The sequence below is a fragment of the Metabacillus idriensis genome (assembly GCF_009674765.1).
In the GTDB taxonomy this organism is placed as follows: Bacteria; Bacillota; Bacilli; order Bacillales; family Bacillaceae; genus Bacillus_P; species Bacillus_P idriensis.
In genome coordinates this window covers 60,582-80,491 of the sequence record NZ_WKKF01000010.1, presented here as the reverse complement: position 1 = coordinate 80,491, position 19,910 = coordinate 60,582, and the positions used below count along the sequence as shown (strand labels likewise).

At 41.3% G+C, this 19,910-nt stretch carries 23 protein-coding genes; 16 read left to right on the top strand and 7 right to left on the bottom strand.

All coding sequences use genetic code 11. The features are described 5' to 3' along the window. Positions 1 to 30 precede the first annotated feature (30 nt). Positions 31 to 807: a M15 family metallopeptidase gene (locus GJU41_RS20140; protein WP_154319403.1), complete on the top strand. Its 777-nt coding sequence runs from the start codon at positions 31 to 33 to the stop codon at positions 805 to 807. Further along, positions 807 to 1,331 carry a mismatch-specific DNA-glycosylase gene (locus GJU41_RS20135; protein ID WP_154319384.1) on the top strand — a complete coding sequence of 175 codons (525 nt, stop codon included), beginning with the start codon at positions 807 to 809 and terminating at the stop codon, positions 1,329 to 1,331. The genes GJU41_RS20140 and GJU41_RS20135 overlap by 1 nt, the downstream gene beginning before the upstream one ends. A 30-nt stretch (positions 1,332 to 1,361) precedes the next feature. Here GJU41_RS20135 and GJU41_RS20130 read toward each other — a convergent pair whose 3' ends face one another. Continuing rightward, entirely contained in the window at positions 1,362 to 1,619 is a 258-nt protein-coding gene (locus GJU41_RS20130; protein ID WP_070875952.1) for a hypothetical protein, read from the bottom strand. 81 nt (positions 1,620 to 1,700) lie between these two features. Next, positions 1,701 to 2,396: a class I SAM-dependent methyltransferase gene (locus GJU41_RS20125; protein ID WP_170292860.1), complete on the bottom strand. Its 696-nt coding sequence runs from the start codon at positions 2,394 to 2,396 to the stop codon at positions 1,701 to 1,703. 335 nt (positions 2,397 to 2,731) lie between these two features. Here GJU41_RS20125 and GJU41_RS20120 point away from each other — a divergent pair, with 335 nt between their 5' ends. From GJU41_RS20120 to GJU41_RS20110, 3 genes are all read left to right on the top strand, one after another. Beyond that, positions 2,732 to 4,135: a S41 family peptidase gene (locus GJU41_RS20120; RefSeq protein WP_154319382.1), complete on the top strand. Its 1,404-nt coding sequence runs from the start codon at positions 2,732 to 2,734 to the stop codon at positions 4,133 to 4,135. A 415-nt stretch (positions 4,136 to 4,550) separates the two neighbouring features. Beyond that, entirely contained in the window at positions 4,551 to 5,162 is a 612-nt protein-coding gene (gene wrbA / locus GJU41_RS20115; protein WP_154319381.1) for an NAD(P)H:quinone oxidoreductase, read from the top strand. A 64-nt stretch (positions 5,163 to 5,226) separates the two neighbouring features. Continuing rightward, on the top strand, positions 5,227 to 5,832 hold the full coding sequence (locus GJU41_RS20110; RefSeq protein WP_154319380.1) for an alpha/beta hydrolase: 606 nt from the start codon (positions 5,227 to 5,229) through the stop codon (positions 5,830 to 5,832). Positions 5,833 to 6,154: 322 nt separating this feature from the next. Here the strand turns inward: GJU41_RS20110 and GJU41_RS20105 are convergent, their stop codons facing one another. The 3 genes from GJU41_RS20105 to GJU41_RS20095 form a co-directional block, all read right to left on the bottom strand. Then, on the bottom strand, positions 6,155 to 6,931 hold the full coding sequence (locus GJU41_RS20105) for a 3-hydroxybutyrate dehydrogenase (RefSeq protein ID WP_154319379.1): 777 nt from the start codon (positions 6,929 to 6,931) through the stop codon (positions 6,155 to 6,157). Between the two features lie 22 nt (positions 6,932 to 6,953). After that, on the bottom strand, positions 6,954 to 8,240 hold the full coding sequence (locus GJU41_RS20100) for a GntP family permease (RefSeq protein WP_154319378.1): 1,287 nt from the start codon (positions 8,238 to 8,240) through the stop codon (positions 6,954 to 6,956). 102 nt (positions 8,241 to 8,342) lie between these two features. Beyond that, the gene (locus GJU41_RS20095; protein WP_154319377.1) at positions 8,343 to 8,966 is read right to left on the bottom strand and encodes a nitroreductase family protein; all 624 of its coding nucleotides are present in this window, start codon (positions 8,964 to 8,966) and stop codon (positions 8,343 to 8,345) included. Between the two features lie 153 nt (positions 8,967 to 9,119). Here GJU41_RS20095 and GJU41_RS20090 point away from each other — a divergent pair, with 153 nt between their 5' ends. The 4 genes from GJU41_RS20090 (at position 9,120) to GJU41_RS20075 (ending at position 11,278) form a co-directional block, all read left to right on the top strand. Next, positions 9,120 to 9,446 (top strand): winged helix-turn-helix transcriptional regulator, encoded by a 327-nt coding sequence (locus GJU41_RS20090; RefSeq protein WP_070875945.1) that lies wholly within the window; start codon positions 9,120 to 9,122, stop codon positions 9,444 to 9,446. Further along, entirely contained in the window at positions 9,443 to 10,171 is a 729-nt protein-coding gene (locus tag GJU41_RS20085) for an SDR family NAD(P)-dependent oxidoreductase (RefSeq protein ID WP_154319376.1), read from the top strand. The genes GJU41_RS20090 and GJU41_RS20085 overlap by 4 nt, the downstream gene beginning before the upstream one ends. A gap of 384 nt (positions 10,172 to 10,555) precedes the next feature. Then, positions 10,556 to 10,918 (top strand): DUF2188 domain-containing protein, encoded by a 363-nt coding sequence (locus GJU41_RS20080; protein ID WP_154319375.1) that lies wholly within the window; start codon positions 10,556 to 10,558, stop codon positions 10,916 to 10,918. 108 nt (positions 10,919 to 11,026) lie between these two features. Next, entirely contained in the window at positions 11,027 to 11,278 is a 252-nt protein-coding gene (locus tag GJU41_RS20075) for a hypothetical protein (protein WP_154319374.1), read from the top strand. Between the two features lie 137 nt (positions 11,279 to 11,415). Here the strand turns inward: GJU41_RS20075 and GJU41_RS20070 are convergent, their stop codons facing one another. Then, on the bottom strand, positions 11,416 to 11,892 hold the full coding sequence (locus GJU41_RS20070; RefSeq protein ID WP_070875941.1) for an Hsp20/alpha crystallin family protein: 477 nt from the start codon (positions 11,890 to 11,892) through the stop codon (positions 11,416 to 11,418). 137 nt (positions 11,893 to 12,029) lie between these two features. Between GJU41_RS20070 and rarD the strand changes: the two genes are divergently transcribed. The 4 genes from rarD to bshB2 all read left to right on the top strand — a co-directional run bounded on the left by rarD (position 12,030) and on the right by bshB2 (position 14,383). Continuing rightward, entirely contained in the window at positions 12,030 to 12,971 is a 942-nt protein-coding gene (gene rarD / locus GJU41_RS20065) for an EamA family transporter RarD (RefSeq protein WP_154319373.1), read from the top strand. A 90-nt stretch (positions 12,972 to 13,061) separates the two neighbouring features. Beyond that, positions 13,062 to 13,334 carry a hypothetical protein gene (locus GJU41_RS20060; RefSeq protein WP_154319372.1) on the top strand — a complete coding sequence of 91 codons (273 nt, stop codon included), beginning with the start codon at positions 13,062 to 13,064 and terminating at the stop codon, positions 13,332 to 13,334. Positions 13,335 to 13,348: 14 nt separating this feature from the next. Next, positions 13,349 to 13,699 carry a YojF family protein gene (locus tag GJU41_RS20055; RefSeq protein WP_070875938.1) on the top strand — a complete coding sequence of 117 codons (351 nt, stop codon included), beginning with the start codon at positions 13,349 to 13,351 and terminating at the stop codon, positions 13,697 to 13,699. A 15-nt stretch (positions 13,700 to 13,714) separates the two neighbouring features. After that, on the top strand, positions 13,715 to 14,383 hold the full coding sequence (gene bshB2 / locus GJU41_RS20050) for a bacillithiol biosynthesis deacetylase BshB2 (RefSeq protein WP_070875937.1): 669 nt from the start codon (positions 13,715 to 13,717) through the stop codon (positions 14,381 to 14,383). A gap of 47 nt (positions 14,384 to 14,430) precedes the next feature. On the opposite strand, the gene GJU41_RS20045 is transcribed toward bshB2, so the two are convergent. Then, entirely contained in the window at positions 14,431 to 15,795 is a 1,365-nt protein-coding gene (locus GJU41_RS20045; protein WP_154319371.1) for an MATE family efflux transporter, read from the bottom strand. Between the two features lie 336 nt (positions 15,796 to 16,131). Between GJU41_RS20045 and cdaS the strand changes: the two genes are divergently transcribed. The 3 genes from cdaS (at position 16,132) to GJU41_RS20030 (ending at position 19,502) form a co-directional block, all read left to right on the top strand. Continuing rightward, entirely contained in the window at positions 16,132 to 16,734 is a 603-nt protein-coding gene (gene cdaS / locus GJU41_RS20040; protein ID WP_282958554.1) for a sporulation-specific diadenylate cyclase CdaS, read from the top strand. A gap of 126 nt (positions 16,735 to 16,860) precedes the next feature. Then, positions 16,861 to 18,195 (top strand): NCS2 family permease, encoded by a 1,335-nt coding sequence (locus GJU41_RS20035; RefSeq protein WP_070875935.1) that lies wholly within the window; start codon positions 16,861 to 16,863, stop codon positions 18,193 to 18,195. A 110-nt stretch (positions 18,196 to 18,305) separates the two neighbouring features. Further along, positions 18,306 to 19,502: an MFS transporter gene (locus GJU41_RS20030; protein ID WP_154319369.1), complete on the top strand. Its 1,197-nt coding sequence runs from the start codon at positions 18,306 to 18,308 to the stop codon at positions 19,500 to 19,502. Positions 19,503 to 19,910 lie beyond the last annotated feature (408 nt).

The following is a 19,910-nucleotide window of genomic DNA, read 5'->3' as shown; positions in this document are numbered from 1 at the left end:
AAAAAAGCAACTGTAACGACTATTATTCCAATGGCGCTTTTCCTTTCGGCATGTTCGGGAATTCAGCTGTCAAAGGATCTTAATCCATTTAAAGAAGGGCAATCTGAAACTCAGCAGGAAAAACAGAGCACAGTGGAAGAACCTAAAGAAGAAACCGCTCAATTTCAATTAGAAGAGCAGTTTTTCAACAAGATTCAAGAAGTAAATGGAAAGCCGACGATTAAGAATCCTGAAAATCGATTGGTGCTCGTGAATAAGGAATACTCTCTTCCTTCAACATATGAGCCTGCTGACCTTGTTTCTCCAAATGTTGAGTTTTCATTCGGAGATACGGATGTTCCTCAGCGTTACATTCGCAAAGAAGCAGCCATTGCTCTTGAAAAGATGTTTGCACAGGCGACAAAAGAAGGCATTGAGCTATTTGCCGTTTCCGGCTACAGATCATATGAACGCCAAACCGGCATTCTAAATGTTGAGAAAGCACGAAAAGGTGATGAAGTGGCACTGGAAACAGTCGCACTTCCGGGTCAAAGCGAGCATCAGACAGGACTTGCAATGGATGTTACAAGCAGAAGCGCAGGTATGGACATCACCGAAAAATTCGGGGATACGCCTGAAGGGAAATGGGTGAAAGAGAATGCCCATAAATTCGGCTTTATTATCCGCTATCAAAAAGGAAAAGAAGATATTACTCAGTTTGCTTACGAACCATGGCATTTGCGCTATATTGGAGTAAATGAAGCTGCTGAAATCTATGAAAACGATCTGACGCTCGAAGAATTTTTTGATAAAGTGAAGAAAATTTAATGAATCACCCTGATCTTGATCTGTTGAGACCTGATCTGGATGTGATCTTCATCGGGTTTAATCCGAGTTTATATTCGGCAGAAGTCATGCACCATTATGCAAGTAAAAGCAATCGTTTTTGGAGAATTCTTTATCAGGCAGGAATAACGGACAGGCTATATAGGCCCAGTGAAGATTGGGAGCTGCTTGAAAAAGGATTTGGTTTTACAAATATCGTCCACCGGCCAACGAAAGCTGCTGCTGAAATAACTGCTGAAGAATATCGGACAGGCAAAAAAGAGCTTTTGAATAAGCTTTTGTTCTATCAGCCAAAAATAGCCTGCTTTGTCGGTAAAGGTGTTTATTTATCGTATAGCGGGAAAAAGAAAGCAGATTGGGGCCTTCAGCCTGATTCGATTGCGCGGGGCATCATGGAATTCACAGCTCCTTCTTCAAGCGGTCTTGTGAGAATGAAGCAGGATGAAATCGTCGGCATCTACACGGAATTAACAAAACTCCTAAAAGAAAAGCAGTCTCTCAAATGAAGAGAGCCTGCTTTTTTGTCATTTAATTTTTTACCAGAAAAGCAAACCGCCTAAAACGATGCCTGTTACAAATGCAAGCCCGATTCCATATGGAGCTCCATAGCCGTAGCCGCCGCCATAGAATCCTATGCCGTAACCGCCGCGTCCGCGTCCTCCAAAAGGCTGGATGAAGACCTTTTGTCTAGTAACATTCGTGATTCTGCCAACATGCTGATTTCCAAATCGGTCACTGATGCGTACAACTTTTCCATGATACTGACAGCAAAGGTTATAATAATTTTGAGACATTTTTTTTCCTCCCTTCAACCTGCTTCTTCATAAACTATGAAAAAAAGGAGAGAAGGGTTTGTACGAATACCCCGATAGGCTCTATCTCATACACCTGAAAATGCGGAATTGAACAGCTTGATGATAGTCTTCCCGCAATTTTTCATGCTCAGCAAGCATATCAAAGTACACGGAATCCAGATTTTCTGACATATCAAAATCTGTTGTAGGTTCATCTTCTTCTATTATATAGTCATTTTCTGTGCGGACTTCAATTTTTTTAAAGCCTGCTGTTTTAAATGCAGACTTCCACTCCTGTTCATCAAATAGATGATAAAATCCGTAAAATGACTGGATTTTTTCACTTAATTTGCGGTCAGGCTGGTCTGCTTTTGTTACTTCAACCGAAAGCAGAACGCCGTTATCCTTCAGCACACGGTTCAGTTCTCTCAATGACTGAGCAGTATTTGTAAAGCTTAATACAGACTCACAAAAAATGAAATCAAATTGATTGTCTTCAAATGGAAGCTTCTCTAATGATCCTTGAACAAGGCACGTATCTTCTTTTAATCTGTTTTTGGCTTTTAATAGCATAATGGGATCAATATCTAAACCAGTCACATTGTAATTCAGCGATTTCAGAAACTGCATGGTTTGGCCAGTGCCGCAGCCAGCATCAAGAATGGATGCTGATTCAGGAATCATTTCAAGCTGGGTAATTTCTTTTGTCAGCATAAAGCCGCCGGGATGGGCGCCTCCAACTCCAAGATGTGCCAGTAAATCAAGATAGCCAGGCATTTGCATGAACTCCTTTCAAATTAAATTATGCTGATTCTTCATATCCGGTGAAGCGGGATACTCTGATTTGTCCGGAAATCTAAATAAGTAAGAGATAAAATAAAAACAGGAAGAATGGTTTCTGCTTAATAGTAAATACTGTTTGAGGGAACAGGGGATTCACTGGATTTTTAGCTGCATAAGAATTGATAAAAGTCTAATGCTGTGGATGTTGAAATGAATATATCTGCAGCAAGAACCGGCAGCTAGATCCTAAGTCAGAACGAATCCGCCTTTGTTCTTGACGTTTTTGTGTTCGTTACTCATAATGATTACATAATGAGGGTGGTGTTAATTTGTTTAAAAATAACAATGTGAAATTTCTGTTTGCAATCCTTTTAACTGCCATCATTAGCGCAGGTATTACGTTTGCGGTCGTTCAGAAAGACAGCGGCCTGAGTCAGGCAGAGGGGAAAAGCGATGACCCCTTTGAAAAGCTTTATTCTACATACGACACGCTTAAAGGCGAATTTTATCAGGATACAAATCAGGAAAAACTTGTAGACGGTGCAATTAAAGGAATGCTTCAATCTTTGGATGATCCATATTCAACTTATATGGACCAAGAGGAAGCAAAGGGCTTCAATGAGAATATTTCATCTTCTTTTGAAGGCATTGGTGCTGAGGTTCAGGAATCTGATGGGAAAATTATGATTGTATCTCCGATTAAAGGTTCACCGGCTGAAAAAGCTGGATTAAAGCCCAAAGATAAGATTCTGAAAGTTGATGACAAAAGCGTTGAGGGCATGACGGTAAATGAAGCTGTTATGCTGATTCGCGGAGAAAAAGGCTCAAAGGTTCAGCTTGTAATTGAACGTGACGGTGTTGGTGAGCTCGATTTTAATCTGACAAGAGATACCATTCCTTTGGAGACCGTTTATACAGAGGTTGAAAACGGAATTGGCAAGGTCCAGATTACGAAGTTTTCAGAAACGACCGGTAAAGAACTTGCCGATGCTTTAAACGAGCTTAATGAGCAGGAAGTTAAGGGGCTTGTGCTTGATTTAAGACAAAATCCCGGCGGTCTGCTTGATCAGGCGATTGCAATGAGCGATATTTTCGTCCCTAAAGGAAAAACCATCATGCAAATCGAAAACAAAGATGGATCAAAAGAAGTCCAAAAATCACAAAATGATTCAGCAGTCAATGTTCCGGTTGTCGTCGTTGTAGATAATGGAACTGCAAGTGCTGCTGAAATTATGGCCGGTGCTTTGCATCAATCAGCCGGTATTCCGATTGTCGGAGAAAAAACGTTTGGAAAAGGGACAATCCAAACAGCAAAAAGCTTTGAGGACGGATCCTCAATTAAATACACGATTGCGAAATGGCTGACGCCAGACGGAACATGGATTCATAAAAAAGGAATCGAGCCGCAGTATAAAGCTTCACTCCCGGCATACGCAAATCTTCCATATTTAAATCCGGAAAAAGAATTAAAGCAGGGAGATTCATCTGCTGAAGTAAAAGTTGCTCAGCAAATGCTGCAGGCATTAGGATACAAAAAAGTAAAAACAGATGGATTTTATGAAGAAACAACAAAACAGGCTGTCACAGAATTCCAAACAAAAAACAGCCTGAAAACGACTGGAACAATCAGCGGAGAAACCACAATCAAAATGCTTGAAACACTCCAGGCGCAGCTGAAAGAAAATGATACTCAGATGGAAGAAGCCATCAAAAGATTGAATGAACAGATGTAGAGAATAGGTTTTAATAGGAGCTGTCCAATAAAGTCATTTTTTACTGACTTATTGGACAGCTCCTTCTTTTGTTGGGACCTTGCCCCACTAAGGAGACTGACGCCTGTTTTTAAGCTTTGAACCTTCAAAAGTGGTAATACTACTGGGACTGAAACCATTAATCATTTTTTACAGAAAAAAGCAGGCAGAAAAAAACATTCGTTTTTATGCTTCATTTTATAGATTTAATGGATGCCCGCTTTTTTTCCATATTAAGGAGTTTTTTCTTTTCTATGAAGGGTATAGTAATAATGGAAATCAATTTGTTATGAGTTGACTTTCGATTTAGGACAACTTATAATTAACTTGAATTCGAGATATATTGATTAAAGATAGTTGTTCTTGAAAAAAGTACATTACACAAGGAGAGATCGGAATGTCAAATGTAAAATTAGCTGTCATTTACTACAGTTCTACAGGCACGAACCACAAGCTTGCAGCTTGGGCTGAAGCGGGAGCAAAAGAAGCTGGCGCCGAGGTAAAAGTGCTTAAAGTTCCTGAGCTTGCACCGCAATCAGCAATTGATTCAAATCCTGCATGGAAAGCACACCTTGAAGCCACGAAAGATGTTCCTGAAGTGACATTAAATGACTTGGAATGGGCAGACGCCATCATTTTCAGCGTCCCGACTCGATTTGGTAATGTTCCTGCACAAATGAAGCAGTTTCTTGATACAACCGGAGGCTTGTGGTTCCAAGGGAAACTTGCGAATAAAGTAGTGAGTGCCATGGCTTCTGCAAGCAATCCGCACGGCGGACAAGAAGCAACAATCTTAAGTTTATACACAACGATGTATCACTGGGGATCGATTGTAGCCGCACCAGGCTACACGGATCAGTCTCTATTTGAAGCAGGGGGAAATCCTTACGGTACCTCTGTCACAGTTGATCAGGACGGAAATTTAAAAGAAAATGTTGAAGCAGCAGTCAAGCATCAGGCTAAACGGACTGTTACAATTGCTGAATCCATTAAAAAAGGCATGCAATAAAAAATAATAAAAGGGTTTGGCTTACAAGCCAAACCTTTTGATTTCTATACAGGAGTGATCAAGCATGAAACACATTTTTGAAAAAGGCAGAAATCGAAACCGGACATTACTGCTTCTCCATGGAACAGGCGGGGATGAAAATGATCTCATTCCGCTTGCTAAGCATATTGATGCAGATGCCAATATTTTAAGTGTAAGGGGAAATGTTCTTGAACATGGAATGCCCCGCTTCTTCAAAAGATTGGCTGAGGGCGTATTCGATGAAGAGGACCTGATTTTCCGTACAGGTGAATTAAATGAATTTTTAACAAAAGCAGCTGAAGAGTATTCGTTTGACCGCTCAGAAATGGTAGCAGTTGGCTATTCAAATGGTGCAAATATCGCAGGAAGCCTGCTTTTCCATTACGAAAATTCTTTGAAGTCTGCCATTCTTCATCATCCAATGGTTCCTAGAAGAAATATTGATATTCCATCTTTAAGCGGGACACCTATTTTTATCGGAGCAGGCATGAACGATCCGATTTGCCTGCCTCAGGAAACGCATGATCTTGCTGATATCCTGAAAGCAGCGGGTGGGGAAGTCGTCATCCACTGGGAAAATCACGGACATCAGCTCACTTCATCAGAAGTAGAGGCTGCATCTGCTTGGTATAATGAGAAATTAAAGTGAAATCTGCATCAAAAAAGGAGCGCCGGTTAGGCGCTCCTTTTTTGATGCAGTTGGTTATACGGTTCCGCTATTCGTGGTGCTTAGCTCCATCTCCCAGCTCCTCGGCCAGAACGGATCCGAAAGTATTGGCAAAAAGCGCCTTTTCTGTCGGATCCTTATCTGTCATGCCTGCGCTAAACTGTCGGTTCCGCTTTTCGTGGTGTCTATCTCCACCGCCCAACTCCTCGGTCAGAACGTCTTCGCCTGGAAAGGCAAAAAGCGTCTTTCCTGGCGAAGCCTTTTCTGTCTGTCGGAGCTGACCAGGGCGGTTCCGCTTTTCTAGTTACTGAGCAGTGTACCCGCCATCAAGCAATACGGCTTGACCTGTTACACCTTTAGCTTTTTCGCTTGCCAGGAAGACAGCGTAGTCAGCAATTTCATCAACTGAGAGAAGGCGTTTTTGCGGTACGAGAGGGTAGATGACCTCTTCCAGCACTTTTTCTAGGTCGACATTTCTTGTTTTAGCCAGATCCTGTAATTGGTTACGTACTAGCGGTGTGTCCACGTAGCCGGGGCATAGGGCATTAACGGTAATTCCGTCAGCTGCTCCTTCAAGAGCTGAAACCTTTGTTAAGCCGATGACGCCGTGTTTAGCAGAGTTATAAGCTGCTTTTCCTGCAAAGCCAATAACGCCATTGATGGAAGCCATATTGATGATGCGGCCGTATTTTTGTTTTTTCATGTGGGGAAATACATGTTTTGTAGCTAGGAATGGCGCTGTCAGCATGATCTTAATTAAAAGTTCGAACTTTTCTGTCGGGAATTCTTCAATAGGAGAAACATATTGAAGGCCAGCATTATTAATCAAGATATGAAATTCTCCGAAATGAGCGATTGTATCATCAATTGCTTTTTTGATTTCTTCTTCACTTATTACGTCGCATTTCAGTCCGAGTGTTTCATAGCCTTTTTGTGCAAGCTGGTCAGCCGCTTTTTTTACGCCTTCTTCATTTACATCAGTAAGAACAACTTTTGCTCCATTTTCTGCAAAGCGTTCACCTACTTCATAACCAATACCTTGTGCTGCTCCTGTAATAAAAACGACTTTATCTGTTAACATAATTTATATCTCCTTTTTCGTTTTAATAAATGCCAAGTGATGCGAGGACGATGGCTGCAATGACGGCGATAATAGGAATGATCAGACCGACTACAGCAACGTCTAAGTATGTTTGTTTATGCTTAAGTCCCGTTACAGCAAGAAGGGTGAGCAGAGCCCCGTTATGCGGCAGAATCGATGCCCCTGAGGCAACGGCTGCTACACGATGAAAGGCTTCAGGAGATATTCCTGTGCTTTTTGCAAGTTCCATATATTGACCTCCGAGCGCTTCTAATGCAATTCCCATACCGCCTGAAGCTGATCCTGTAATGCTTGCCAAAAGCTGAACGGCAATCGCTTCTGAGATAAGGGGATTGCCTTTAACACCCAAGATTAAATCTGTGAGCTGTTCAAAACTTGGCACAGCGGTTACAACCGCTCCAAAACCAACGGCTGCACTCGTATTGACGATTGCCATAACAGATCCTGCTGCTCCGCCGTTTATCGATTTGATGAACGTTTTAAACTTGTTAATGCTGAGCAGCATTATAGAGATTATTCCAATAACCAGAGCCAGCAGAATATCAAGCTTGAACACATTCAAAACGACAACAACAACGATAAGAGGGATAATTGACAAATAGGCATTAGGCAGAGTAGAAGGATCGATGTCCTTCACTTCATCGCCGCCTTTGGGGTCTGTGAACTTTTCGCCTTTACTATGTAATTTCTTTCCTCGCCATGCGAGATAAAAGTAGCCGCCGACAGCCATAATCAATCCTGAAACAATTCCCATGATCGGACCGGCAGTAGGAGTCGTCCCAAAATAGTCCGTTGGAATAATATTTTGAATCTGCGGAGTACCCGGAAGTGCCGTCATTGTAAATGTAAAAGCGCCAAGTACAATTGTAGCTGGAATCAGGTTGCGCGATACATCTGCTGACCTGAAAAGGGCAATTGCAAGAGGATAAATCGCAAATACAACGACGAATAGGCTTACTCCTCCATATGTAAGGACTGCCGCTCCAGCCAGAACTCCCAGAACCGCACGTTTTTTTCCGATAAACTGGGTAATCTTAAATGCAACCGATTGCGCCATTCCCGTTTCTTCCATAAGTTTTCCGAAGATTGCTCCAAGAAGGAATATCGGAAACCATTTCAGAGTGAACTCAACAAATCCTGTCATATACGTTTCTGTATAAGCCGGAAGAAGTTCAATGCCCTCAAGCGCTGCTACAATCAGAGCTATGAGAGGGGCAATCCAGATGATGGACCAGCCCAAATAGGCAAGCACCATCAGTAAAACTAAACCGATAATGATGTTTATCATGCTGCTTAAGCTCCTTTAGTAGATTTACCTAGGATTAATTTCCCCTAAAGAAACTAAATAAAACAAAAACCGGCAAAGTATTACCTTTGCCGGTGTAAAAAATTATAAGAATGTGCTCAATTCATCGATGCTGATGCGAGAGCTTTGGTGTGCAGGTTTTGCCGCTTTTCCAATTGAGATAAGCATAACTGGGACAAAACGATCTTCAATTTTAAATGTTTCAGATAATTGCTGTGCATTAAAACCGCCGATCGCACAAGTATCGTAGCCTTTAGCTTTAGCTGTAAGCATTAACTGCATAGCTGCAAGTGATGCATTGCTGAAAGCTGCATCGCGGGCGTATACAGGATTTTGATAAGCGTAATTAATTTGGCCTACTAGTGTGTCTTTGATTTCTTCTTTCATAAAACCTGCTTCTACAAGAGGATTATAAACTTGATCTGTATTTTTGTTTGCTTCAAGATCGCCTAAGATGGCAACTACCGCTGACGCTTCAGTAATTTGACTTTGGTTATAAGCAATAGGAAGAAGTCTTTCTTTAGACTCGTCACTGTGGAAAACCATGAAATTCCAGTGCTGCAGGTTCCATGCAGATGGAGCCTTGCCTGTAAACTCAAGAATTTCTATGAGTTCATCCTTGCTTATTTTTGCAGATGGATCATAATTGCGCACAGAACTGCGTTCAGACATAATAGATAAAATACTTTCAGTAGTAGCTGTTGACATTGTGAAAACCTCCATTGTTGAATATCGTTTACAAATAAGGTATAATATACAAAAAGTTACAGACTAACTTTTTGTAAGCTAAATAATTGACTTTTGTTATCATAAAATGATTAAGATTATATGTCAAGAAAAAGACTGTAAAGGAGATTCAGGATGGAATCTAATTTATGTCCCAAAATGGAAAAAGCATTCGGATTTTTAGGGAAAAGATGGACGGGCTTAATCATCCATGTCATGTTAGACGGACCAAAGCGATTTAAGGATTTAACAGATACCATTCCTAGTATTAGCCAAAAAATGCTTGTGGAACGATTGAAAGAATTGGAATCAGCGGGAATTGTTCAGCGGGTTGTCATTCCTGATACACCAGTAAAGGTTACGTATCAGCTGACCGAAATGGGCCGCTCCTTAGAAAAAGTGATGTTAGAAGTGAAAGATTGGGCAGATCGCTATTGCTTTGAGGAGGGGAAAAAGGAATGAAACGGACAGTCATTATCACAGGCGGCGCAAACGGAATCGGCGAAGAATTGGTCAGACAGTATGCTGCAGCCGGTGATGCCGTTATTTTTGCAGATATTGATGCAAAAAAGGGTAAAAGCATAGAAAGCAGCACTGAAAATGCACATTTTGTTCAAACAGATGTAAAAAATGTTCAGGAAATTGAACATTTGATAAAAGAAGCTGTACTTCTGACTGGAACCATCGATATCTTAATTAATAATGCAGGTGTGTCTGAATTTAAATCTCCTTATGAGCTTACTTTAGAAGACTGGGATCATGTCATAAACACAAATTTAAGAAGCACATTCTTTTGTTCAAAAGAGACAGCAAAAGTGATGAGAAAGAATACTGCCGGCGGTTTTATTGTCAATATCGCTTCCACACGGGCTTCGATGTCAGAATCGGGAACAGAGGCATATGCCGCAACAAAAGGCGGAATCGTTGCGCTGACCCATGCGCTTGCCGTTTCCTTAAGCGAAGACCGGATTAAGGTTAACAGCATTTCACCTGGATGGATCGAAACAAAGGAATACGAGAACCTCAGACAAATCGATCACGACCAGCACCTTTCAAAACGGGTTGGCAAGCCAGCTGATATTGCCAAAGCATGTTTTTATTTAACAGATCCTGAAAATGATTTTGTAACAGGTACAGATATAGTTGTAGACGGCGGGATGACAAGAAAGATGATATATGAACATTAAGGACTGCTGATAAGCAGTCTTTTTTTATTTTGGTTCTTTTCGTAAACAGTGTTGTTTTAGACTAGAAGTTTAAAACTATTAGTGACTGGAGCGGAAAGGAACGGACAACATTTATCACCAAAACAACAATCTATGCGAAAACAGCCTTTGTTTTAAAATTAAAACACTGGGCTGGACATAGGGTTCAGAAAAGTTTTCACCATAGAAGTTGGGGGGATTTTTCTCAATTTCTAATTTATGTGCGATTCAACGAAAAACCAACACCGTGAAACAGGCTATCACTTGATACATAAGGCTATTTAATCAAATCTCCAATCATTTCGTTTGAATTCATTTCACCCGGGTATAGATGGAATAAATAACCCTGAAAGGAATGAGTCTGAAATGCCTTGGACAAAACAAGATTACCCAAGTTCAATGAAAAACCTTCCTGATGAAACCCGTGAAAAAGCAATTGAGATCGGCAATGCCCTGCTTGATGATGGTTATGAAGAGGGACGAGCCATTCCGATTGCTGTTTCACAGGCTGAAAAATGGGCTGACAATGATTCAGTAAAAGATGAATATCTCCTGATGGCTGATGACGATGGATGGATGCTGAAAAAAGACGGAAACAAACGGGCCAGTTATCGCTTTGGTACGAAACAAGAGGCGCTCGAAAAAGGAAGAGAGCTAGTGAAGCAAAATAACTGCACCTTGGTCGTACATCTAAAGGACGGTTCAGTCGAAACCAAAATCAACGCATAAGGGGAATGCTTTTTCATAAAAATGATTTTCCCTGAGATATTCGCCCACTCAAAAACCATTTAGGTGAATACCCTTATAAGGTAAGTGATTTATGGAGGAGGGGAATGCATGTACCCGCACTATACAGCACGAGGCTATCGCAGCGCAGGAAATAGAGGACCTTTCTTTTTCGGATTTGGAGCTCCGCTTGTAGGAGGATTGGTGGGAGGATTCCTTGGAAGTGCGCTTTTTAACTATCCAAGACCTTATTATTATCCGCCGCCACCGCCGCCGGCTCCTTTTTATGGAGGCTACCCAGGACCTGGACCGGGCGGATATCCTGGTTATCCGGGAGGACAATATCCAGGAGGGCCGTATTAAGAAGAACATTAGAGGAAGCATAATCATAAAAACAATCGACCAGAGCAGGCTCTCTGGTCGATTGTTTTAATTTTGCTGGAAAAAGTGAATAAATCTCACTATCATTCTTCAGGATACCTCAAAATAATAAATGTCTGTCAGTCGTTCGTTATTTCAATCTCAGAAATTTGCAGATCCTCATTTTTTTGCAGTTTAATTTCAAGAATCCCATTCCGGTAAGATGCTTTTGTTCCTTTTCGTTTAACAAGAGTAGGCAGAACAATTTTTTTTTGTTCACCTTTTGAGGGGTAGTCTAAGATGAAAAGCTGATTGCTGCTGTGCTGTATGCGGAGATTTTTCAGCTGTTCATCTGAAGCCTGCACTTTGACGAAGATGTGATCGTTTGTTTCAAAAAGCTCAGTATTGATTTGATTTGTTTGCTGCTGTTTATTGTTTTGCGGGATGTTGCCCTGCATATTGCCCTGAAAAGGGAACTGCTGAGGAAAGCCCTCACCGAAAACATTTCCCATGACATTTTGAATGTAATCCTCTACATTTTTAGGATTCATATTTTTAAAAGCATCAGGCATTTGCCCGGATTGATTAAATGGAAAGTTTTTTTTCCAGGGAAACATGAATGTTCACGCCCTTTTTTACAGGTATACTTCACTATATGTAAAAGGATGGGTCATGGTTAAGTTTTTTTTCTTGTAGAAGTCCTTGTATCGGGATTATAATGAGCTTGGAGTTTTGAAAAGGAAGGTGCTGTAAAATGGAGCAAAGAAATATAGATACATATCGCACAGGCCTGATGCACACAGCACTAGCCTATTTTTTATGGGGGATCCTTCCGGTTTATTGGAAGCTTATCGATCATGTCGGGGCTGAAGAAATTCTGGCGCACCGTGTATTCTGGTCGTTTCTCTTCATGATGGGGCTGATTCAGCTCAATAAACAATGGGCGCAGCTGCTGGAAGTCTGCAAGAGAATGATAAAAAAACCTCTTCTTCTGCTTTCACTTATTCTATCATCAGTATTGATCAGCATTAACTGGTTCTTATACATTTGGGCCGTTAATAGTAATCACATCCTGGAAACTAGCTTAGGGTATTATATTAATCCTTTAATCAGTGTTCTCCTTGGCATGGTGTTTTTGAAAGAAAGACTTAATAGATGGCAATATGCTTCGTTTATCCTTGCTGCGGCTGGTGTTCTTTTCATGACCATGCAATATGGGAAATTTCCATTTGTAGCAATCATACTGGCACTGAGCTTTGGTTTTTACGGCTTAACGAAAAAAGTAACGAAATTAAATGCTTCAATCGGACTTACACTTGAGACAATGATGGTCATGCCTGTTGCCCTTATTTATTTAATCACGATTGCAAATAAAGGGGAGTCTGCATTTTTCGCCTTTAGTATAGGTACAAATGCATTTTTAATTGGAGCGGGAATCGTGACGGCGGTTCCATTGCTGCTGTTTGCAAAAGGAGCACAGCATATTCCATTGTTCATGGTTGGCATTCTACAATATATCGCCCCAACCATCACGCTTTTACTTGGAGTATTAATATATGATGAATCATTTACGAGCACTGAAATTATTACGTTTTCGTTAATTTGGAGTGCACTTGTGCTCTTTTCATTCTCACATGTAAGAGGAATGAAGGAACATGCATGGAAGCTGAAGAAGAAGAAAACAATGGAGATGTAAAACAGCCTGCCCTGTGCAAGGCTTTTTTCTTTCATTGAAATGATTTTTCAGTATACAATAAGAGAGTCAGGAAAGGAATGATGACAGGAGATGACGGAGAACCGCGAGCTTTTAGAGGTATACCGGAAGCTTTGGTCAAATCGGCAGCTTGAGGTCAGTGATGATGATATGCAGACACTTCTCGGCGCCATTAAAGTTGAACTGCAGGATGAATTGACCCATCCGCGCCTGCGGAAAAATACAGAGCAGAAGTTTTTTTCAGCAGTCAAACGTATTTCCATGGCAAGCCTTGGCGATCAGGAAAAGCTGATCCTGATTGACCTGCATATAAAAGTGTATGAAGAAATCAGACAATCTACATAAAAAGGAGCAGAATGATGGTCCCCATTACGAAAGATGACATTCAAAAACATTTAGATGTTCTGGTGAACAAGGAAGTTTATGTTCACCTCGAAACAACGACAGGCGCTTACTCTGCCCATATGAATGAAAATAATATGACAGTCGTGGCATTTATCAGAAATGCAAAGGTTTCTTTTGACCAGGCTAAGATCACCGGACAGGGTCCTTACCGTGTAGGTCTTAAAATAGATCATGGCTGGATTTATGCAGAAGGCCTGACAGACTGGGTATACAATGAAAATAATCAGCTGCTGATGGCAGGGCATGATCGCGAAGGAAAGCTTGCCATTGCGCTTCAAATCAGCGAGACTCCGTTTGCAGAGTAGAAAGGGAGAATGAAAATGAGAGAGCATGTATTAGTCGTTTTGCCTCACCCGGATGACGAGTCATTTGGAGTTGGAGGTTTAATGTCGTTAAAACGAAATGAAGGGATTCCTGTAACATATGCCTGTGCAACACTTGGCCAAATGGGAAGAAACATGGGTAATCCGCTGTTTGCAAACCGGGAGATCCTGCCTGAAATCCGCAAAAAAGAACTGAGAGATGCATGTGATGCACTTAATGTTCAGGATTTAAGAATGCTTGGCCTGCGCGACAAAACACTTGAATTTGAAGATATCGACCGATTTGCAGATATCATTGAAGAAATTATTCAGGAAGTGAAGCCGACTCTAGTTGTTACGTTTTACCCTGGTCACGGTGTACATCCTGATCATGATGCAACAGGCGCTGCAACCATTCGCGCATTAAGCAGAATGCCGCTTGAAGAGCGTCCTGAGACTTATTGTGTTGCCATTACGAGAAATCGTGCAGAAGTGCTTGGCGAGCATGATGTCACTATTGATATCTCAAGTGTTGCTGAAATGAAGTTAAATGCTTTGCGCGCACATCGCAGCCAGACAGAAGGCATGCTTAAGCAAATGGAAGAAAAGTTTAAGAATAAAGATCCTGAAGTCATGCATTGGGTGGAACAGGAGATTTTCTGGACGTATAAATGGAATGATGAATAAAAAAGATGATCTCGTTACTTCGAGATCATCTTTTTTATGTTCAATGCTTATTCTTGTTTTTCACTTAGTGTATAAACCTTATTTTGAATAAACCACAGCCTTGCAGACAGTGCAACAGCGGCAGCGGCAAGACCTGCAATCAAGCCGATCCAGTAGCCGAAAGCCATGAAAGCCGTATTGTTTGCGAGCCAGTATCCCGTAGGAAGACCTATAACCCAGTAAGAAACAAGCGCCATCACCAGGGTGACATTCACATCTTTGTAGCCCCGCAGTGCTCCTTGGATCGGAGCGGCTATTGCATCTGACAGCTGGAAGAAAATCGCATAGATCAAAAACTGAGCCGAGAGTTTTATGACAATGCCTTCGTTCGTATAGATCGCCGCAATTTCACTTCTTAGGAAATAGATAACCGCTGCGGTAATAAGCGACAGAATAACAGCCATGACAATCCCCAGATAACTGTACTGCTTCGCATCTCTGTACCGTTTCGCGCCCACTTCAAAACCGACGACAATTGTCAGCGCCATTGAAATGCTCAGCGGAAGCATGTACAGAAGAGAGGCAAAATTGATGGCGATTTGATGGGAGGCAATCGTGACCGTGTCATAATTGCTCATCAATAAGGTAACAGCTGCAAAAATACTGGTTTCAAAAAATATGGCAATCCCTATTGGAATTCCGATTTTTAAGAGACTAATCCATGCTTTTGCAGAAGCAGGATACAGTTTCTTGAAAATGCCGTAGTTCACAAAAGGGTCCTTTTTCAAGATGACAAAAGCGGAAATCAGAAAAATGCTCCAGTATGTAATGGTTGAAGCAACACCAGCTCCTACGCCGCCCAGAGCCGGAAAACCGAACTTTCCAAAGATAAATAGATAATTGAATACAACATTGATCGGCAGAGATAATAAAGTGATCATCATGGAGACTCTCGTAAACCCGAGCGCATCTATGAAACACCGCAATACATTATAAGCAAAGAGCGGCAGAATGCCAAAAGCCAAAGCAGCCAGATAAAGCTTAGCCGTCTCTCTGACATGATCCTCGAGTGTCATTGTGTTTAAAATAGGGTCAATGACAAAAATTCCGATTACTCCAACGACAATGGACAGTAAAACGGAAAGGTACAGGCCTTGAATGACCGTAAAAGGAATTTTCTCCTTCTGTTTTGCACCCACAAATTGGGAAACAATCGGAGTTACTGCAAGCAGGATGCCGCTTAGTCCGGTATAGACAGGAACCCAGATGCTTGATCCAATTGCAACGCCTGCAAGATCTCCAGGGCTGACTTTTCCTGACATGGTCGTATCAAAGAAATTCATTGAGTAAAGAGCGAGCTGTGTAATCAAAATCGGCAAAAGGATGAGAGAAAATTGCTTGCCTTTCTCCCAAAGAGTGAAGGTTTGATTCATGTTAAATATCCTCGATTTCGTAGAGTAACGAAAGAATTATAACATGAAAAAATAGAACTCGTGACTATTTCGACTTCTCTTCAAGCTCTTTTTTCTCGGGTTTAAACATTTGATAATAAAAATAACTTAAGATCATTACACCCATACCAGAAAAAAGATATTGAAAGATTTTAACTGTTGTCATAAAGCAAACCTCCGTTTTGTAAGCAGCTTGGACAAGACTGCTGTTTTTTTTATTTTAGTATGAACCCCAAATGGGAAATTATTGCATGGAATGCGGAGATTTTTCAAACAATAAGAAAAACGGTGAAACATGGCGGAGAGGAGCTGTACGTTTTGGAACACGAATTAATCGATCCGATAAAAAAACATATTTATGACCAGCTGGGAAACATCATTGAAGAATCTCGGCAGCTGATGAACTCACTTCATGAGAAAGACCATTGTCTGCTTTGTGAGCTGGAAGACCTCCATAAGATATTTCAGCAGCTGCAGTCGCAGGCATCATCTTTTTACTTGCAGTCTTATTTATCTGAATACACTCCGCATTATGCCGTGCTATCTAGAGTCATTCAGCAGCTGTCTGATCATAAACACGGCGGTTTAATAGTGATAGAAAGAAAAGATCCTCTTATCTCATTTCTTCAAAACGGCGTGCCGATTGATGCTTATTTATCGGCGTCATTGCTTGAAAGTATTTTTTATCCGGGAAATCCGCTTCATGATGGAGCCGTACTCGTTTCAGGAACCAAAATCATTTCAGCAGCAAATGTACTTCCGCTTTCAACGAAAACCTCAGATGATAAGGTCGGAACAAGGCATCGGGCTGCCCTTGGCATTACAGAATCAACAGATGCGATCGCGCTTGTTGTATCGGAAGAAACAGGGAAGATGTCATTTGCGATAAATGGCGGGCTGTATCCATTCAGCTCTGAATAAATGCTTTTCATATTAAAAAAAATCCTTTATAATGTAGTTTTTACTTTATGAGCTATGCCTTCATGATTTGCTTCAGCCATCAGCATGATAAGACAGCGCTCTTCTATTTATGAGGAGGAAGAAAAAATGCAAGACAAGAAAAACCTACATTCGTTTTTAAACTCGTTTTTCCGTTTAGATGAACGGAAAACTACCGTAAAAATGGAATTTATTGCTGCTCTGACAACATTTATGACTGTCAGCTACATCATCCTTGTCAACCCGATTATCTTATCTGAAGCCGGGATGCCAAAGGAAGCAGCGCTTGCCGGTACCATTTTAGCTATCGTGATCACGACACTTTTAATGGGGTTATGGGCAAACCTGCCGATTGTCATTGGGCCAGGCATGGGGTTAAATGCCTTTTTTACATATACGGTTGTCCTCGGTCAGGGATTATCATGGGAAACGGCTCTCGGTGCCGTATTTATTTCGGGCTTTGTTTTCTTTTTATTATCTGTCACAGGAGTCAGTTCAAAAGTTGTCTCTGCTATTCCTAAAACATTAAAAGCATCCATTACAGCAGGAATCGGATTATTTGTAGCATTTATTGGCCTGAAAAACGGGGGCATCATTGTTCCTGATGAAGCTACATATGTGGCACTCGGAAATATTGCTGATCAGGGAACATGGCTAGCTCTTGCAGGGCTGATCCTTGCTGCAGTGCTTGTATCCAGAAATATCAGAGGCGGCTTGATCTTAAGTATCTTTGTCATTACCGCACTGTCCATGCTGATCGGCCACTCGCCTGTGCCTAATTCAGCAGGGGATATTCTGTCCTTTGACTGGCCTTCTGTTGAATTAACATTTATGAAGCTTGATATAATGGCTGCCATCGGATACGGTATTTTCTCAGTCATCTTCTCATTTACGATCGTAGAATTATTCGATACATTGGCTACCTTGATCGGATTAACAAAAAAAGCAAATTTGAATGATGAAAATGGCGAAACACCTAACATGAAACGCGCATTGACGACCGGAGCGCTCGGCACAATGATCAGTGCGGTGTTTGGAAGTACAGCGATGAATACTTACATTGAAAATGCGACCGGAATCGCAGAAGGAGGAAGGACAGGATTAAAAGCAGTATTTGCTGCTCTGCTGTTTTTGCTCACGCTTTTGTTTACACCTCTGATTCAATTCATCCCAAACGCTGCGACAGCACCTGTATTAATTATCATTGGAGCCTTTATGATGACAGAATTGAAGGAGATTCATTTTGATGATTTAACCGAATTGATTCCTGCCTTTTTAACACTCATTATGATGCCACTCACGTTCAGCATTGCAGAAGGGGTGGCATTTGGTTTTATCTCTTACACATTATTAAAAGTTTTTACCGGCAGAACAAAAGAACTGCATTGGATGATGTATGTCATTACAGCTGCCTTCTTGATTAATTTCTATACGATGATTTGACCGGCCCTATTCAGGGCTTTTTTCTTGTTTGTAAAAAGTTTCGCTGGTCGAAATAAATGCTCAGATGCTATAGTAGATATAGTAAAAAAACAGAAAACGGAGATCTCACCATGTGGAAAAATAAAAACGTCTGGATTGTGCTGAGCGGTGAATTTATTGCCGGTCTTGGTTTATGGTTTGGCATAATTGGAAACTTGGAATTTATGCAGAAAAACGTACCATCTGATTTTATGAAATCGCTTATTTTATTTATTGGGCTGCTCGCGGGGGTGCTTGTCGGGCCGCTTGCGGGGAAAATGATTGACAGCTGCTCCAAAAAAACGGTGCTTATCTACTCAGGGCTTGGAAGAATGCTCAGCGTCATCTTTATGTTTATGGCGATACAATTTGATTCTCTTTTCTTTATGATCCTGTTTATGATCAGCATTCAATTATCTGCAGCCTTTTATTTTCCTGCTCTTCAGGCAGTGATTCCGATTATTGTAAAAGACAATGATCTGATACAGATGAACGGGGTGCACATGAATGTTGCGACTATAGCAAGAGTCATCGGCACAGCACTTGCCGGCGCGCTTTTAGTCTTTATGAGTCTGACCTCTATTTATGCCCTGTCGATGGCTGCATACGCCGTTCTTTTTGGTGCTACTTTTCTGCTTGATTTTAAAGAAGAGAAGAGAGAGCAGTCAAAATCAGGGAAGTCCGGCAGCTTTAAAGAAGTCCTTCCCGTATTAAAAGCGACGCCTATCGCCATTACAGCTCTAGTCCTGACAATCATTCCTGTTTTGTTCATCGGAGGATTTAATCTGATGGTGATAAACATAAGCGAGCTTCAGGACAGCACGTCCATTAAAGGGCTCCTATATACAGTAGAAGGCATAGCGTTTATGATCGGCGCTTTTTTTGTCAAAAAAATAACCCACCGGTTTTCATCCGTTCACATGCTGTTTGCGTTTGCTCTAATCATTTCAATCGCACATCTAAGCTTATTTTTCAGTGATATCATGTGGATGTCGCTCATCTCATTTGGATTGTTCGGACTTGGGGTAGGCTGCTTTTTTCCGATTGTTTCGACCATTTTCCAAACAAAGATCCCAAAAGAATATCACGGCCGCTTCTTCTCGTTTAGAAATATGCTTGACAGGGTGATGTTCCAGGTTGTTCTCCTCGGTACGGGTCTGTTCCTTGATACAATCGGCCTGCAGTTCATGGTGCTTATCTTTGGAACATTATCGCTCTTGATGGTCGTCACCTATGGAATGAAATATTTTCAAAAAACAGAAGTAGGCAGTTTAAGTGAAAGCAAGTAAAAGAGAGGGGGGAGCTCCTCTCTTTTTTGTGTATCTATAAGGCTGTTTTCTTAAAGTTTGTTGCTTTAGAAATAATGAGATAAATATGTGGATCTTCACTGTATCCGCTTGAATCCCGTGGAATATAGAGGGGAGCGGAAGATCCTGCCGGCGAAGTGAAAATACCGTCATAACCGATTTTGCAGCACGAAATTACACCTGGAAACCAAAGTTCGTTCGTCAAAATGCCGATTTTGGAGGGAGACAACATGCTTTAATATCTAATTTGGGCGGTTCCGCTTTTCTATTTCTCTCTGCATTTCTTACAAACTGTAAGCTTCTTCCCATCCGCCTGCAGATTAGGGTAGAGCAGTTTAATTCTCTCTGTTCCGCAAATTGGACAAGTGCCGCGGGCTCTTGAAGCCATTT